Genomic DNA, 15503 nt, shown 5'->3' on the forward strand with positions numbered 1-15503 from the left:
TACCTCCTAATGTACAAACCGACGATTGGCTAGCCATTGTATCAAGTTAATGGTGAACAACAAAATAAAGGATGTCACAAGCATGACAACAGCTATGGCAGTTGCCCCCGCATAATCATATTGCTCAAGCTTTGTCATAATAATTAACGGCGTAATTTCCGTTTTCATCGGCATATTTCCTGCAATAAAAACAACCGAGCCATATTCACCTAAAGCGCGCGCAAAGGCCAAGGAAAAGCCAGTTAAAATAGCTGGTACTAGCTCTGGTAAGATGACTTTACGGAAGGTTTGTAAACGATTGGCTCCAAGGCTTGCCGAAGCTTCCTCCACCTCAGCACTGATATTTTGTAAAACGGGCTGGACCGTTCGTACAACAAATGGTAGCCCGATAAAGGTTAAAGCAATAATGATGCCAAGAGGTGTAAAGGCAATTTTAAAATCAAAAAATTGACCAATCCAACCATTTGTTGCATAAAGAGATGTTAAAGCAATTCCAGCGACAGCAGTAGGCAATGCAAAAGGTAAGTCTACAAGCCCATCAATGATTCGTTTAAAGGGAAATTGATAGCGAACGAGAACCCATGCAATAGTCGTACCGAAAAAAACATTTAGTAAGCCTGCAATCAGTGCAGTGCTGAAGCTCACTTTGTAGGAAGCAACAGCACGGGGATCTGTAATGATATCTATAAATGCTGACCAGCTTAAGGACATGGTATGAATGAAAATCATGGAAAGTGGTAGTAACACTAGTAAACTTACGTAAAGCATTGTATAACCAAGAGATAAATGAAAGCCTGGAATAATTCGACGCGATTTTTTAGGAATGATTAAACTGCTCATCAAAACGCTCCTTATTGTGGTACGTATATTTCATCAAAGGTACCACCATCTTTAAAATGGGTTGCTTGTGCTTGTGACCAACCACCAAAATCATCGATGGAAACAAGTTCAAGCTGAGGGAATTGATCTTTATACTTTGCTAGAATCGTTTCACTACGTGGTCGATAATAATTTTTCGCCGCAATTTCTTGCCCTGTATCACTATATAAATGCTGTAAGTAAGCTTCAGCGACATCACGTGTCCCTTTTTTATCTACGATTTTGTCTACAACTGCAACTGGTGGCTCTGCTAAAATACTTAATGAAGGCGTGATGATTTCAAATTCATCCTTACCTAATTCATTGAGAGAGAGGTATGCTTCATTTTCCCACGCAATTAAGACATCACCAATTTTACGTTCTACGAATGTTGTTGTAGCTCCACGAGCGCCAGAATCAAGTACTTCTACATTGCTGTAAAGTGATTTCATAAATTCCTTTATTTTTGTCTCATCATTGTTATATAACTTTCCGGCATAAGCCCAAGCAGCTAAGTAGTTCCACCGTGCACCTCCAGATGTTTTGGGATTAGGCGTTATGACAGATACATCATCTTGAATCAAATCATCCCAATCTTGTATGTTTTTGGGATTACCCTTGCGAACTAAAAAAACAATTGTAGATGTATAGGGAGTCGAATTAAGATCAAATTCGGTTTGCCAATCTTTATTCAGCAGCTCACGAGTTTGAGCAATTTCATCAATATCGTAAGCGAGTGCGAGTGTCACAACGTCGGCTTCAAGACCATCAATAACTGCACGCCCCTGTTTGCCAGATCCACCATGTGATTGATTGATTGTGACGTCTTGGCCAGTATCATCCTTCCATTTTTTTATAAAATCTTTGTTGAACTCATTGTAAAGCTCCCGTGTTGGATCATAGGAAACATTTAGTAGCTCTACAGACTTCTTGTCTTCCTGACCGCTTGTTTTTTCATCTGAGTTAGCACTTCCACAGCCAGTTAAACTAAGCGTTAGAATAGTTAATAATGCCAAGGATTGTAGAACATAGCTCTTTTTTTTCATAGTTAATCCGCCCCTTTTCTGTCTTAAGAATGCAAAAAGCCATCACCCACAATGACATGACAACATTGGGTAGATGGCCTTCAGATCCTCTGATCAGCGTTTTTTTAGGTCAAAGCTTTAGTAATACATTAAACATATATTTCCTATTAGTCAACAAGGAATTATAAAAAAGATTATTTATTTTGAAAATTAATAAAAGTGTCCTTAGATACCACTCATCATATGCAGCAAAGAGCAAAAAAAATGGGTGTATGGAAAAGATATTTAAAAAACCTAGTTGACTGCTTGGTGTACTTTAGTATATATTTGGTAATAAGAAGAATGATTGTAGTACGAGGTAACAACTACTAGTGAACAATCATTAAATATAGAGCTGGCTAGTCAAACTAGAGGCGTTTTAACAAAGACCTGTTTTTCCTATGTCTTTTGTTAGAACGCCTTTTTTGTTATGAGGGGGATTCGATGTTAACTTACGAAAATTGGCAAGAACCGATCATTGATTTTCAGGTTGATGATATGTATAAGGCTGCACTAGAGGTTTTACAGTGGAGCTATCAAGAATATGGAGATGAAATCGTCTATGCATGTAGCTTTGGTATTGAGGGCATTGTCTTAATTGATCTCATTTCAAAGGTAAAGCCTAACGCTACGATTGTATTTTTAGATACAGATGTACACTTTAAAGAAACATATGAAACCATTCATAAAGTCAAAGAAAAATATCCACAACTCAACATTGTCATGAAGAAGCCAACCCTTACACTTGAGCAACAAGCTACACAACATGGTGACGAACTATGGAAAACCAACCCAAATAAGTGCTGTGATATTCGTAAGATAAAACCTTTACACGAAGCCTTATCAGGTAAAAAGGCTTGGATATCAGGTTTACGTCGTGAGCAATCACCAACACGTCAACAAACAAACTTTTTAAATCGTGACGATAAATTTAAATCGATTAAAGTTTGTCCATTGATTCATTGGACTTGGAAGGATGTCTGGCGTTATGTTTCGAAGCACAGTTTGCCATATAATCCGTTACACGATCAAGGCTATCCAAGCATCGGCTGTGAGCATTGTACGAAACCAGCATTTACAATGGAGGATTTACGTTCAGGTAGATGGCAAGGTTCTGGTAAAACCGAGTGCGGGTTACATGAATAAAGGAGTTCTGCCATGCTTGAATATTTTGCAATAGCTATTAGTTTATTTTTTGCGATGAACATAGGAGCAAGCGGTGCAGCAGCCTCAATGGGTGTTGCTTATGGGGCAGGTGCCATCAAAAAAGCGTGGCAAGCATTGCTTTTATGCGCGATAGGCGTCTACAGTGGAGCTGTATTAGGCGGAGGAGAGGTAGTTAAAACGATAAGCTCAGGCATTATGCCCCAGGAATATATTACGGTAAAGGTTGTCATCATTATCTTGATTTCTGCGACAAGCTCGTTATTTTTCGCCAATCTTTTAGGCATTCCCTTATCAACGAGTGAAGTAACAGTGGGTGCTGTCGTGGGTGTAGGAATTGCCTATAAAGTACTATTCGTCAATTCGCTGCTTGTCATTATATCATTTTGGGTGATTGTACCGCTTGTTGCCTTTGTCATTGCTCTTGTATGTGGAAAGTTATTATATAAGTTACAAAACACAGGGTTGCTGAAAGATCGGCCAATTTTAACTGTTCTTCTCGTTTTAGCAGGATTTTTCGAAGCATTTTCAGCGGGGATGAATAATGTTGCCAATGCAGTTGGACCCTTGGTGGGAGCAGGAATGATGGATGTGACAACGGGCATTGTGCTTGGCGGTGCATTTGTCGCAATAGGTGCTCTGCTACTTGGTAAACGAGTGCTTGAAACAAACGGTAAAAAAATAGTGCGCTTTCAAAAGGCAGAGGGCATTCTCATTTCAAGTACAGGTGCACTGCTTGTTGGCGTAAGCTCAATTTTTGGGCTTCCAGTACCCTTAACACAAGTCACTTCTTCATCCATCATTGGGATGGGGATGGCGAAAAACGGAAAGCAAATCTTCCATAAGCATATTGTGAAAAAAATTATATGTATTTGGGTTGTATCACCCATCTTTTCATTAGTCATTTCTTATTTTTTAGTGCAGTTATTTTTAGAAAAAGACCTTTATGCCATTATTTTAAATGGCAGCATTATTGTTGGGACGCTAGGGGTCATTAGTCTGATGCGTACGATGCGTGAAGAAGAGCAGTCTATCTATGATGCAGGGGAAGGCATTTAAATTGAATCATATCATCACTATCTTTTGACTACAAAACTTAGTATTTAACTAGAATTAGGAGGAGATTTTTATGAGTCTACAACCACATGGTGGACTACTTGTGCAAGCATTTAATCCGGAAAAAAAAATCACAACTATTCATAAGGAAATTGAGTTGGATGCAATTTCGTTGAGTGATTTAGAGCTAATTGCTATAGGGGGGTATAGCCCAATTGAAGGTTTTTTAACACAAGTAGACTATGAGTCAGTCGTGGCACAAAGTCGTTTAGCATCAGGTGTAGTATGGAGTATTCCGATTACCTTACCTGTTACAAAAGAGAAAGCGTCCATTTTACAGCCTGGTGACGAGGTGAAGCTGGTTTATGGTGATGAAGTATATGGCGTTATTGAAGTAGCAGATATTTATGAGCCGAATAAACGAAAAGAGGCTTTACTTGTCTATGGAACAGAGGATTTAGCACATCCGGGCGTTCAAAAGCTTTTTGATCGTCCTGCCATTTATGTTGGAGGGAAAATTACGTTAATTAAACGTCTTACACAAAAGTTCCCTGCTTATTCATTTGATCCAATAGAAACGCGACAATTATTTGCTGACAAGGGATGGAAAACTATTGTTGGCTTCCAAACACGTAATCCAGTCCATAGGGCGCATGAATATATTCAAAAGGCAGCACTTGAAACGATTGATGGGTTATTTCTAAATCCACTTGTGGGTGAAACAAAGTCAGATGATGTGTCAGCTGCTATACGTATGGAGAGCTATGAGGTTTTATTAAAAAACTATTATCCTGAAAGTCGTGTACAATTAGGTATTTTTCCAGCCGCTATGCGGTATGCAGGACCAAAGGAAGCTATTTTCCATGCACTTGTTAGAAAAAATTATGGCTGTACTCATTTTATTGTTGGTCGTGATCATGCAGGTGTTGGTGATTATTATGGCACATATGATGCACAAAAGATTTTTGAACAGTTTACTGAAGATGAATTAGCAATTGTCCCACTGAAATTTGAGCATAGCTTTTATTGCCAGCAATGTGAAGGCATGGCGACGACAAAGACGTGTCCACATGATAGCTCTGCCCATGTCATTCTATCAGGAACGAAGGTTCGTGAGATGCTACGAAATGGAGAAGTACCACCAAGTACATTCAGTCGTAAAGAAGTCGTAGACATTTTAATTAAAGGCATGAGTAAGGAGGTAGTGAAATGAGTTCAAACATTGTTTGGCATGAAGCCTCCATTACAAAAGAAGAACGCCGTTCAAAAAATAAACATCAAAGCTTTATTTTATGGTTTACGGGTTTATCTGCTTCAGGGAAATCATCAGTGGCCAATGCATTTGCCCGACGATTATTTGAAAGGAGCAATCAAGCCTTCGTATTAGATGGTGATAATGTGCGTCATGGCTTAAATAGTGACTTAGGATTCGATGAGGCAGGGCGCAAAGAAAATATTCGTCGAATAGGTGAAGTCTCAAAGTTATTTATAGAGAGCGGTCAAATTGTGCTAACGGCTTTTATTTCACCTTATCGAGAAGATCGTCAGGTAGTCCGTGAACTTGTAGAGGATGGTGAATTTTTAGAGGTCTTTGTAAAGTGTTCAGTAGAAACATGTGAAAAAAGAGATCCTAAAGGTTTGTATAAAAAAGCAAGGAATGCTGAAATTGCTAATTTTACAGGGATTAGCGCTCCATATGAAGAACCGATTAACCCAGAAGTTATTTTGGATACAGAACAGCATTCCATTGAAGAATGTGTGGAGCAACTGACAAATATTTTAACTGCCAAGGGATATATTTAACTAAAAAAAATCTGCTCGATTTAGTAATCGGGCAGATTTTTACGTTTATTTTACACCTTGTTCCTTTTTCATTCTGTCAATTTCAGGACCTAGTTCATCACGTACGGTACCTTTCCAAGGCTTAACACCAGCAATATAGGAAGAACGTGTCATAATGTGTCCGCCAACAGGACCAGTAATAAAGAGGAAGAGTATCCCCAATAAAATACGAGGGTTGAAATGATCTTCAATGAGCCAAAAGTGAAAGAATACACCAATTAGTACACACATGACGCCAAGTGTTGCACTTTTTGACGCGGCATGTGCACGTGTATACAAATCAGGTAAGCGGACAAGTCCAATAGCTGTCACGACAATAAAGAGTACTCCAACAGTAATGAAAAAGATAACTAAACTATTAGCGAGAATTGTCACGTTTGATGATATCTCCTTTCTCTATGAATTTAGAGAAAGCCATCGTACCGATAAACGATAAAATTGCTAGCAATAAAATGATTTCAAGAAAGAAGCTTGTTTCCACTAAAATCGAAAATAGTCCGATTAGGGAAATGAGTGAAACACCAAGTGAATCCAAAGCTACAACACGATCGGATGCGGAAGGACCTTTTACCATTCGATAAATGACCGCTATCATAGATAAGCAAATCACTACGATTACAGCAATAATAAATGTTGTCATGATTTACTCACCTCCAAAATCGCTTTTTCAAATGAATCTCGAATGGAAGCAATGGCTTCATCCACATCGTTAATATCAATTGCATGTACATACAAAGTTTTCGCATCATCCGAAACATGCACTACAACTGTTCCTGGCGTTAAAGTAATAAGACTTGATAATAACGTAATTTCCCAGTCTTGTGTTAAAACAGTTGGATAAGCAAAAAAGGCTGGTTGCATGTCCAGTTTAGGCTTCAACACTACTTTTAACACTTGAACATTTGCTAAAATTAATTCTTTAAAGAACAACAACGTTAATTTTAGCAGGGCCCATAATCGATAGACATAAAGACGGGACTTGAAAAACCTCCGCATGAGAATAAGTAAAAGTATCCCCATCATGAATCCTATGATAAAACCAGTTGCTGTGTAATTAGAGGAAAGGAACATCCAGACAAAGGCAAGTACAAAATTTAAAATCATTTGAAATGCCATAGTGCTAATCCTCCTTCATCACAGCATCTATATAGATAGATGGATCATTTAATAGTTTTGCAGCATCATCCATAAATGGCGTAATCCATTCAGAACCCACACCATATGCGACCGTAATAAGTACTAACAAGGCAGTAGGCATAAACAGCATTTTATAGGTAGATTTGTCGACGGTACCTTGTGTTTCTTTTTCCTCACCCCAAAAGGCATAGAGGAAAATACGAATCACGGATAGTAAAACAAGCAGTGAAGATGCTAAAATGAAAATACTGCTCCACATACTGCCAGCCTCAAAGCCTCCCTGAACAATTAACAGCTTTCCAACAAACCCGCTAAGTGGTGGAATTCCAGCTAAGCCAAAAGCTGCTATTAAATAACACCAACCCAGTGCAGGGTATTTTTTCATAAGTCCACCCATTTTACGCAAGTCAGATGTACCAGTAATGTAGATGACAATGCCGATTAACATAAAGAGTGCTGCCTTAATCAGCATATCGTGAATTAAATAAAACATCGCTCCTTTTAAAGAGGCCTCATTCATTTGAGAGACACCAAATAAAATGACACCTACTGCAATGACAATGTTATAGATAATAATGAGCTTTACATCAAAATAAGCGAGTGCTCCAATACAACCAGCCACAATTGTTGCAATAGCTAATGCCATTAGTAAATCATGCGTATAGGATAAATCATGTACAAAAAATAGTGTGTAGGTACGTGTAATGGCATAGACCCCAACCTTTGTGAGCAGAGCGCCAAATAGAGTTAAGACAGGGATCGGGGCTGCTGCATACGAAGTAGGAAGCCAAAAGTATAATGGGAAAATAGCTGCTTTTAGTCCAAATACCATTAAAAATAGTACAGCAATAACAGTAATAATCCCTGGTTGATTAATTTCAGCAATTTTTACCGCAATATCAGCCATATTTAATGTTCCTACTACAGAATATAAATAGGCCACGGTTATAACAAATAATGCCGAAGAAATAACATTAATTAAAATATATTTAATTGACCCTTTCAGTTGCCCCTTCTCACCACCTAAAACGATGAGTAAATAGGAAGCCATTAACAATACTTCAAAGAACACAAATAAGTTAAAAATATCACCTGTTGTAAAGGCACCATTGACCCCAGTTAAAATAAACATAATACCAGGGTAATAAAAGAAGCGTTCACGTTCCTTCGTGATAGAACCGAAGCCATACCAAACAACAAATAGTGCAATAAGCAATGTCGTTGTAACGAGCAATGCAGACACCATATCAGATACCATTGTAATACCGTAAGGAACAGGCCAATTTCCAAATGTGACCTTTTGAATACCATCTTCTTTCACTGTTAAAAGCAGTGAGAGGGCAGAGAGGAGGGCTAGTCCAATCCCAAGTAATGAAAATGATCGCTGATAAGTTAGATTTTTTTGTCCAAACATTAAAATCATACCGAAGAAAAACGGGATGATAATGGGTAAAAGTAGGAAGTTATTCATCCTCATCACTTCCTCTCATTAGGCTAATATCATCCGTGTTAAGCTCTTGATAGGAACGGTAGGCAAGTACAAGGAAGAATGCTGTCACCCCAAAGCTTATAACAATTGCAGTTAAAATAAGTGCTTGGGGTAAGGGATCAGCAAATGTTTTGGCTCCTTCGTTTAAGACAGGTGGAGCTTCACCACCAAGACCACCCATTGTTAAGATGAGTAGATGAGCACCATGACTTAACAGACCTGTTCCAATAATAATGCGCAATAAACTTTTTGATAAGATTAAATAGACCGCTGCCATAAAAAGAAAGCCGATCACAAAGGCCATAATTATTTCCATTATTCATCCTCTCCAATCGTTTGAATAATGGTCATCGTAACGCCGACAACAACCAAATAGACCCCGCTATCAAAAAGCATAGCCGTGTGTAATGACTGTTTGCCTAGAAGCGGTAAATCGAAATAATCAAAGAAATGTGTGAAAAACGGTTTGCCCACAAACATTGGGTATGCCGCAGTAGCAAGGGCTAATAGTAAGCCAATGGCTGTTAAATATGTGTAATTAATAGGTAGAATATGGCGGACTGTGTTGATATCATAGGCTAACACTAAAAGAACAAGTGCACTTGATGTTAACAGCCCTCCAACAAAGCCTCCACCAGGTGTATAGTGACCAGCTAAAAAAATATGAATGGAGAAGAAGAAAATAATGAAAAATACAATTTTAGCTGTAAATTGTATTATCACATCATTTGTTTTCATGAGTGTTCTCCTTTCTATTCATACGTAACTTAATCATAGCTAAGATGGCCATGCCAGCTATACCGAGTACTGTAATTTCAAACAATGTATCGAAACCTCGATAGTCTACTAAAATTACGTTTACAATATTTCCACCACCAGCTAAAGAATAGACGGTTTCCTCGTAGTACTTAGCAATAGAGGGAATTAGTTTTTGGGAATGAGCTGATAGCGCAACAAGTGTTACCATCACACCAACTGCAATGGAAACAATGGCACGATTTAACTGGAACCTCATTCGCTCCTCGCGTTTACCAAGCTTAGGTAAATGGTAAAATGCTAATAAAAATAGTGCTACTGAAATCGTTTCTATAACGAGCTGTGTCAGCGCTAAATCAGGTGCGTTAAAAATGACAAAGAATAAGGCTACTGTATAGCCTACAGTACCAAGCCCAATAATGGCTGTTAAACGTGATTTGGCCAAGATGGTGATGGCAGTACCAATTAATAAAACTACGATCAAGATAATTTCATACAAATTAATTGGTGAGGCTCCTTGGAATGAAATACTAAATGCGTCTTTCACGAATAGAGAGCCGATAACAATAATAGTTATTCCGCTAAACATATAGAGTAAATAGTGACGCATAGAACCTGTCATATAGCGTCGGGAAATACGATTTAAGCCAACATCTAATCCCTGCATGATTTTGTCATAGGCATTGTTTAATGTTAACGCTTGCGGGAATCGTTGATACATCCCTTGCCATTTTGGTAAGGCAACAAATAACAATACCCCAACTATTATAATTCCAATGGTCATCAGTAACTCTGGGGTAATGCCATGCCAAGCAGATACATGAATATCAACAGCTTGAGGTGAATCATACAAAAATGGCTGTATCGCTTGAACGGCTGGTTTTACAAAGGTATTACCGATAAAGTTTGGAATAAAGAAGATTGTCACAACTAAAGCTGCTAAAAGAATAGGAGAAATTAGCATACCAATCGGCGCCTCATGTGGTTTATGAGGTAACTGCTCTGGTTTGTAATTCCCATTAAATGTTCGGAAAACAAAATAGAAACTATAGATAAATGTAAAAATACTAGCAATCCACGCAACAATAGGGAAGAGTGCTCCCCATGTTTCAAAGCCGAAGAATTCAAACTTTTGAAGTGCAAGCATGGCTGTTAAAAACATTTCTTTACTTAAGAACCCATTAAATGGTGGAAGACCAGCCATTGATAAACTTCCTATTGCAGCCACAGTAAAACTAATTGGCATAATACTCATTAAACCACCGAGTTTACGAATATCTCGAGTTCCAGTTTCATGATCCACAATGCCTGCAATCATGAAGAGACTGCCTTTAAATGTTGCATGATTAATAAGGTGGAAAATGGCAGCAAATGCAGCAAATTTTATGGTATCGATTGAGCCATTTGCATGAAAAGCAACAGCACTTGCCCCGAGTAGTGACATAATAAGTCCAAGCTGACTGACTGTAGAGAATGCTAGAATACCTTTTAAATCAGTTTGCTTCACTGCAAAGAAGGAACCCCAGAATAAAGTTAAGATACCTACACCTGTTACAAGCCACACCCAAAGTTCAGAGGCTGCAAATATCGGCGTAAATCGTGCAACTAAATAGATACCTGCTTTGACCATTGTAGCTGAGTGAAGGTATGCACTTACTGGTGTTGGCGCCTCCATGGCATCTGGTAACCAAATGTAGAATGGGAATTGCGCGGATTTTGTAAATGCTCCCAAGAGTAATAGGACAAGTGACCAAGTGAATAAAGGTTGGTCTACTAAATTTGGTGCCATGACTATCAATTCTCGAATCGAGTAGGTTCCTCCCATTAAATAAAGAAGAACGAAGCCACCTAACATCATTAAACCGCCGCCAACTGTAATCATCATAGACTTTAATGCACCGAAGCGTGAGGCATCCCGATTATACCAATAGCCGATGAGTAAAAATGATGATATGGATGTTAGCTCCCAGAAGAAATAGAGAGTAATTAAATGATCTGACTGTACTACTCCCAGCATGGCTGACATAAATAACAGTAAGTAAACATAAAAGTTATGTAATTTTTCTTTATGTTTATCTAAGTAAAAAATGGAGTAAAGCACAACTAACGAGCCAATTCCAGTAATGAGTAATGAGAATAATAAGCTAAGTCCATCTAAATATGAGATGATGGAAATATCAAGCGATGGAATCCAAGGTAGCTCTGCAGTAAATACTTCACCTTTAGCAACTTGAGCAATATATGTTGTATAAATAACAGCAAGCGTAACAGGTACAGCAAGAACAAACCAACCTGTGTGAATATTATTCATGCGTTTATATAATAATGGCACTAATATTGCAACAAGCATTGGAATAAAAATATAAAGTACTTGTAACAAAAAAACCCTCCTTTATGCAGGTAAGTAAATCAATTATAACGTACTTTAATTGGGAATGCATATGTACTATTGGGATTTAGCTTGCGGTCGTTGGAGAATTTTCGTTATATTATAAATAGGAAGTTATCAATAAAAATAGAGGAAAAAATTTTTTATGAAGAACCCATATATCTATGGTTATCTACCATTAATTACAATTTTATTGTTTAGTTTGACATTTGGGATGTATGCTGTTGGTAAATCTTTACAGATTTTTCAAGCCATCGGTGTGTATTCAGGAATGCGAGAGTTTTTATCAGATTTTGAGTTACGTGTATTTCTTCTCATCGTCTTTGCCATTGTTTTTTTTATGTTATTTTCTGCCCTTAAACTAGTAGGCGAAACCATTCATGAAGTAGGAATGCTGTTCTTTTCAAAGGACAACGAAGGAGCCACAGTTAGTCAGGCTCGAGGTGGCTATATTATCTTATTTGTAGGTGCTATGTGTTCTGCATTTGCCATCCAATTTATTTATGTTTTAATAGGTATTTTCGTCATAACGATATTTACCTACTTTATTTATCTGATTTATAAAATGAGTCATTTTATATCAATGGGCGGCACAATCGGTCTATTAATCTTTGAGCTTTTTATGTGGACGATTCTTATAACATTAGTTATTTATGTCGTATTAAAGCTATATAATGGCATTTTGGCAAGTTTGCCGTTTGCAAATTAATACATACTATTAAAATGGTGATGTTAATAGTAGAAAAAGAGAGTTTGAAAGGCGAGGGGTTGATTTCCGCTCCGCCAGCGTCCTTTCCAGGGGGCGTTCGATGAGCCGCTTCACTCCTTTACATTCGCTCCAGGGTCTCCTCTGTGACGTTAAATCCCATGGATAGTGAGACAGGCGAGCCCCTGTACGGAGCGGAGGAAGCGGCTCGGCGCTCGTCCACAGGAAAGCAAGTAGCCTGTAACGGAAAACCATTTACATCTTTAATAAAAATTTAATTGATGGTTTTGTTTTTTAACACTTTAAAAAGGTAGTAGTCTTAGCGACTACTACCTTTTGCATGTTTCACTACTCAAGCAACACGTTAAATAATTGGTGATGAATTTTGTACTCTTCTAATTGCTGCATCGATTGAGGTTTATCATACCCTAGCCATACAGCAGCAGTATATTCATTATTGAGTCCAGCAAGCCAGTAGTCACGATAGTCATTCGTTGTCCCTGTTTTTGCACCAACGTAGCTGCTATTACTATAGACACCTTGACCCGTACCGTTTGCTACAACATCTGCAAGGAGTTCACGCATGTATTTTACTGTTTTAGAAGACCAAATTTGATCACGCTGTGTATCCCAACTATAAAGCTCTGTTCCATCTAATGCTGTGACTTTTCGAATACTATGTGCAAGTACATAAGAGCCATCAATAAAGCTAGTATAAGCATCTGCTAGTTCTAATGCTGTTACACCATAGGTTAGTCCTCCTAATGATGCAGCATAATTATAATCTTTCTCTACAATCGAGCGGAAGTGAAAGCGATTAAGGTAATGAAAGGCTGTCTCGACGCCAACGGTTTGAAAGAGACGAAGTGCAGATGTATTATAGCTATGTCGAAAAGCAGTACGAATTGACACATCACCATACGTATAGCCCCCATAGTTTTGTGGGCAAAAAGAGCCCACACAATAACGCCCACCATTGACAATCGAATCAGGTGTATGAGATGTTGTTTCGAAGAATGGTGCATAGACTGCTAGAGGCTTAAAAGCTGAACCAGGCTGACGTGTTCCTTGGAATGCACGATGGAAATCAAATTTTTCATAGTTCTTTCCTGCATACAGACTGACTATTTCTCTTGATTGGTTTTCAATGGCTGCACCTGCAGCTTGCCATGGGCTAGTACCTAAAATAGCTGATATTTTTTCCTCATCATGTTGCTGTTTAGTAGGATCAAGTGCTGTGTGAATGATGAGTCCATTTTGAAATAATGTATTGAGTCGAATGTCTAATTGTGCTTTAATTTTTTTCTTTTCTTCCTCATTATCTGTAGAGCTTAGTCGATCCGCATAACCTTCTTTTTCTGCAATAAGCCATTTTAGCTCTTGAAGAACATAAGTGCTATACATTGGATAACTTTGAATTTTATCTTTCACATTTAATGTAATGGCATCAGCCTTATAGTTTTTTGCCTCTCCCTCTGTAATAGCCCCATTTGCTGCAAGGGTATCTAACAAACGCTCCTGCCTTGCTTTAGTTTGATCATAATTCTTTAAAGGATTATAAAGGGAAGGGTTATTTGGGATGGCAGCAATGAAAGCTATTTCAGCGATGGATAATTCTTGGAGTGGCTTTTGAAAATAATAGGTGGCTGCTCCGCCAATGCCATAAACTTGATTGCTGAAATAGGACTCATTTAGGTACATCGTTAAAATGGCTTCTTTATCAAATTCTTTTTCTAATTCATAGGCATAAAAAAGCTCTGTTAATTTACGTTCATATGTTTTTTCTTCGGATAAATAACGCATCCGAACAAGCTGCTGCGTAATTGTACTACCACCTTGAGAGGTTGTGTTGCTATTTGAATTGGCTACAACTGCACGAATAATAGCACTTAAATCAAAGCCAATATGCGTATAAAAATCAGCATCCTCACTGGTAATGAATATTTCCTGGGCAATTTGTGGAATTTCTTGTAAACTTAGTGGCTGCCGCCATTCGACATATTCCTCACTAAATGTTTGCCCATTTCGATCAATAAGTGTAACAGGTAGTTGGGCCTCTACCTCGGGTAAATGTATTGCATTAGTCATTTGTTCCTCATGTGCTTGTGCAATATTGATTTCTGTTTTAATGTTTGTGCTAATCCACCATAAAGCAGGAAGGGATAGAACGATAATAAAAAAACCAAAAGCCTTTTTCATGTGTGCCTCCACTCTTTCTATAAATCCTTCATCAGAATAACATATTTTGGATTGATTCCAAATACTCGCTCAGACCTATTTACATAGTTTTAAACATGAATAGTAAAAGTGCAAAAATCGTCAATACTTAGAGGGAGAAAACCAGTAGGAAGTATGTTAGACTAAAATGAGGTCAGAAAAGGTGCAAGGGCATCTTTTTCATTGAAACTGAAATTTATCATTAAAGGAGAGACTTCCATGTTTCCACAGTTAACAACAGACGTACAAGCAGGCGAAGTGCTTGTAGAAATGAACACAACATTAGGTGCTATCAAAATTAAATTATTCCCTGAGCACGCACCGAAAACGGTTGAGAATTTTTTAGGTCATGCTAAATCAGGCTACTATAACGGCATTATTTTCCACCGTGTTATTCAAGACTTCATGATTCAAGGTGGCGACCCAACTGGTACTGGTATGGGCGGAGAATCAATTTGGGGTAATTCCTTTGAAGATGAGTTCTCAGAGCAATTGTTTAACCTACGTGGAGCGCTTTCAATGGCAAATGCAGGACCAAACACAAATGGTTCTCAATTCTTTATTGTACAAATGAAGCACCTTCCAAGTGATATGCTTCGTCAATTACAAGGGGCGGGCTTCCCTGAAGAGATCATCGAAGCTTATGCTCAAAACGGTGGTACACCTTGGTTAGACCATAAACACACAGTATTCGGTCATGTAGTAGAAGGTATGGACATTGTGGATAAAATTGCAGATGTGGAAAAAGATTTCCGTGACAAACCATTAGAAGATGTGAAAATTGAGTCAATTACAGTCTTTGAATAATACGTATAAGGACGTGTA

General features: G+C 38.1%; 16 protein-coding genes. 6 read left to right on the forward strand and 10 right to left on the reverse strand.

What is annotated here, in order from left to right; all coding sequences use genetic code 11:
- Positions 1-6 precede the first annotated feature (6 nt).
- A complete protein-coding gene (gene cysT / locus AAJG31_RS18605) occupies positions 7-840 on the reverse strand; it encodes a sulfate ABC transporter permease subunit CysT (protein WP_279495882.1) in 834 nt (277 codons plus the stop codon).
- An 11-nt stretch (positions 841-851) separates the two neighbouring features.
- Positions 852-1904, reverse strand: coding sequence for a sulfate ABC transporter substrate-binding protein (locus tag AAJG31_RS18610; protein ID WP_279495880.1), 1053 nt, complete (start codon positions 1902-1904; stop codon positions 852-854).
- 462 nt (positions 1905-2366) lie between these two features.
- Between AAJG31_RS18610 and AAJG31_RS18615 the strand changes: the two genes are divergently transcribed.
- From AAJG31_RS18615 to cysC, 4 genes are all read left to right on the forward strand, one after another.
- Complete coding sequence (locus AAJG31_RS18615) at positions 2367-3068, forward strand: phosphoadenylyl-sulfate reductase (protein ID WP_054549431.1); 702 nt, start codon at positions 2367-2369, stop codon at positions 3066-3068.
- A gap of 12 nt (positions 3069-3080) precedes the next feature.
- The gene (locus AAJG31_RS18620) at positions 3081-4145 is read left to right on the forward strand and encodes an inorganic phosphate transporter (RefSeq protein ID WP_279495876.1); all 1065 of its coding nucleotides are present in this window, start codon (positions 3081-3083) and stop codon (positions 4143-4145) included.
- Positions 4146-4215: 70 nt separating this feature from the next.
- On the forward strand, positions 4216-5355 hold the full coding sequence (gene sat, locus AAJG31_RS18625) for a sulfate adenylyltransferase (RefSeq protein WP_259949583.1): 1140 nt from the start codon (positions 4216-4218) through the stop codon (positions 5353-5355).
- Positions 5352-5945 (forward strand): adenylyl-sulfate kinase, encoded by a 594-nt coding sequence (gene cysC, locus AAJG31_RS18630; protein ID WP_048394453.1) that lies wholly within the window; start codon positions 5352-5354, stop codon positions 5943-5945. The genes sat and cysC overlap by 4 nt, the downstream gene beginning before the upstream one ends.
- A gap of 45 nt (positions 5946-5990) precedes the next feature.
- On the opposite strand, the gene mnhG is transcribed toward cysC, so the two are convergent.
- Genes mnhG through AAJG31_RS18665 form a run of 7 tightly spaced genes read right to left on the reverse strand, consistent with a single transcriptional unit; the run spans position 5991 to position 11746 of the window.
- Entirely contained in the window at positions 5991-6359 is a 369-nt protein-coding gene (mnhG, locus tag AAJG31_RS18635) for a monovalent cation/H(+) antiporter subunit G (protein ID WP_004228373.1), read from the reverse strand.
- Positions 6343-6624: a Na(+)/H(+) antiporter subunit F1 gene (locus AAJG31_RS18640; protein ID WP_004228375.1), complete on the reverse strand. Its 282-nt coding sequence runs from the start codon at positions 6622-6624 to the stop codon at positions 6343-6345. The genes mnhG and AAJG31_RS18640 overlap by 17 nt, the downstream gene beginning before the upstream one ends.
- A complete protein-coding gene (locus AAJG31_RS18645; protein WP_048394455.1) occupies positions 6621-7100 on the reverse strand; it encodes a Na+/H+ antiporter subunit E in 480 nt (159 codons plus the stop codon). The genes AAJG31_RS18640 and AAJG31_RS18645 overlap by 4 nt, the downstream gene beginning before the upstream one ends.
- 4 nt (positions 7101-7104) lie before the next feature.
- Positions 7105-8592 (reverse strand): Na+/H+ antiporter subunit D, encoded by a 1488-nt coding sequence (locus tag AAJG31_RS18650; RefSeq protein WP_054549430.1) that lies wholly within the window; start codon positions 8590-8592, stop codon positions 7105-7107.
- Positions 8585-8926 carry a Na(+)/H(+) antiporter subunit C gene (locus AAJG31_RS18655; RefSeq protein WP_004228379.1) on the reverse strand — a complete coding sequence of 114 codons (342 nt, stop codon included), beginning with the start codon at positions 8924-8926 and terminating at the stop codon, positions 8585-8587. The genes AAJG31_RS18650 and AAJG31_RS18655 overlap by 8 nt, the downstream gene beginning before the upstream one ends.
- Positions 8926-9348 carry a Na(+)/H(+) antiporter subunit B gene (locus AAJG31_RS18660; protein WP_004228380.1) on the reverse strand — a complete coding sequence of 141 codons (423 nt, stop codon included), beginning with the start codon at positions 9346-9348 and terminating at the stop codon, positions 8926-8928. The genes AAJG31_RS18655 and AAJG31_RS18660 overlap by 1 nt, the downstream gene beginning before the upstream one ends.
- Entirely contained in the window at positions 9335-11746 is a 2412-nt protein-coding gene (locus AAJG31_RS18665; protein ID WP_103118709.1) for a Na+/H+ antiporter subunit A, read from the reverse strand. The genes AAJG31_RS18660 and AAJG31_RS18665 overlap by 14 nt, the downstream gene beginning before the upstream one ends.
- Before the next feature lie 154 nt (positions 11747-11900).
- Here AAJG31_RS18665 and AAJG31_RS18670 point away from each other — a divergent pair, with 154 nt between their 5' ends.
- Positions 11901-12464: a DUF5366 family protein gene (locus tag AAJG31_RS18670; protein ID WP_279495863.1), complete on the forward strand. Its 564-nt coding sequence runs from the start codon at positions 11901-11903 to the stop codon at positions 12462-12464.
- Positions 12465-12809: 345 nt separating this feature from the next.
- On the opposite strand, the gene AAJG31_RS18675 is transcribed toward AAJG31_RS18670, so the two are convergent.
- Positions 12810-14660, reverse strand: coding sequence for a transglycosylase domain-containing protein (locus tag AAJG31_RS18675; RefSeq protein WP_279495862.1), 1851 nt, complete (start codon positions 14658-14660; stop codon positions 12810-12812).
- Between the two features lie 237 nt (positions 14661-14897).
- On the opposite strand from AAJG31_RS18675, the gene AAJG31_RS18680 reads away from it, so the two are divergent.
- Entirely contained in the window at positions 14898-15485 is a 588-nt protein-coding gene (locus AAJG31_RS18680; RefSeq protein WP_004228389.1) for a peptidylprolyl isomerase, read from the forward strand.
- Positions 15486-15503: the final 18 nt, after the last annotated feature.

Origin of the sequence: Lysinibacillus sp. BS3 (genome assembly GCF_039614735.1) — a bacterium.
In the GTDB taxonomy this organism is placed as follows: Bacteria; Bacillota; Bacilli; order Bacillales_A; family Planococcaceae; genus Lysinibacillus; species Lysinibacillus capsici.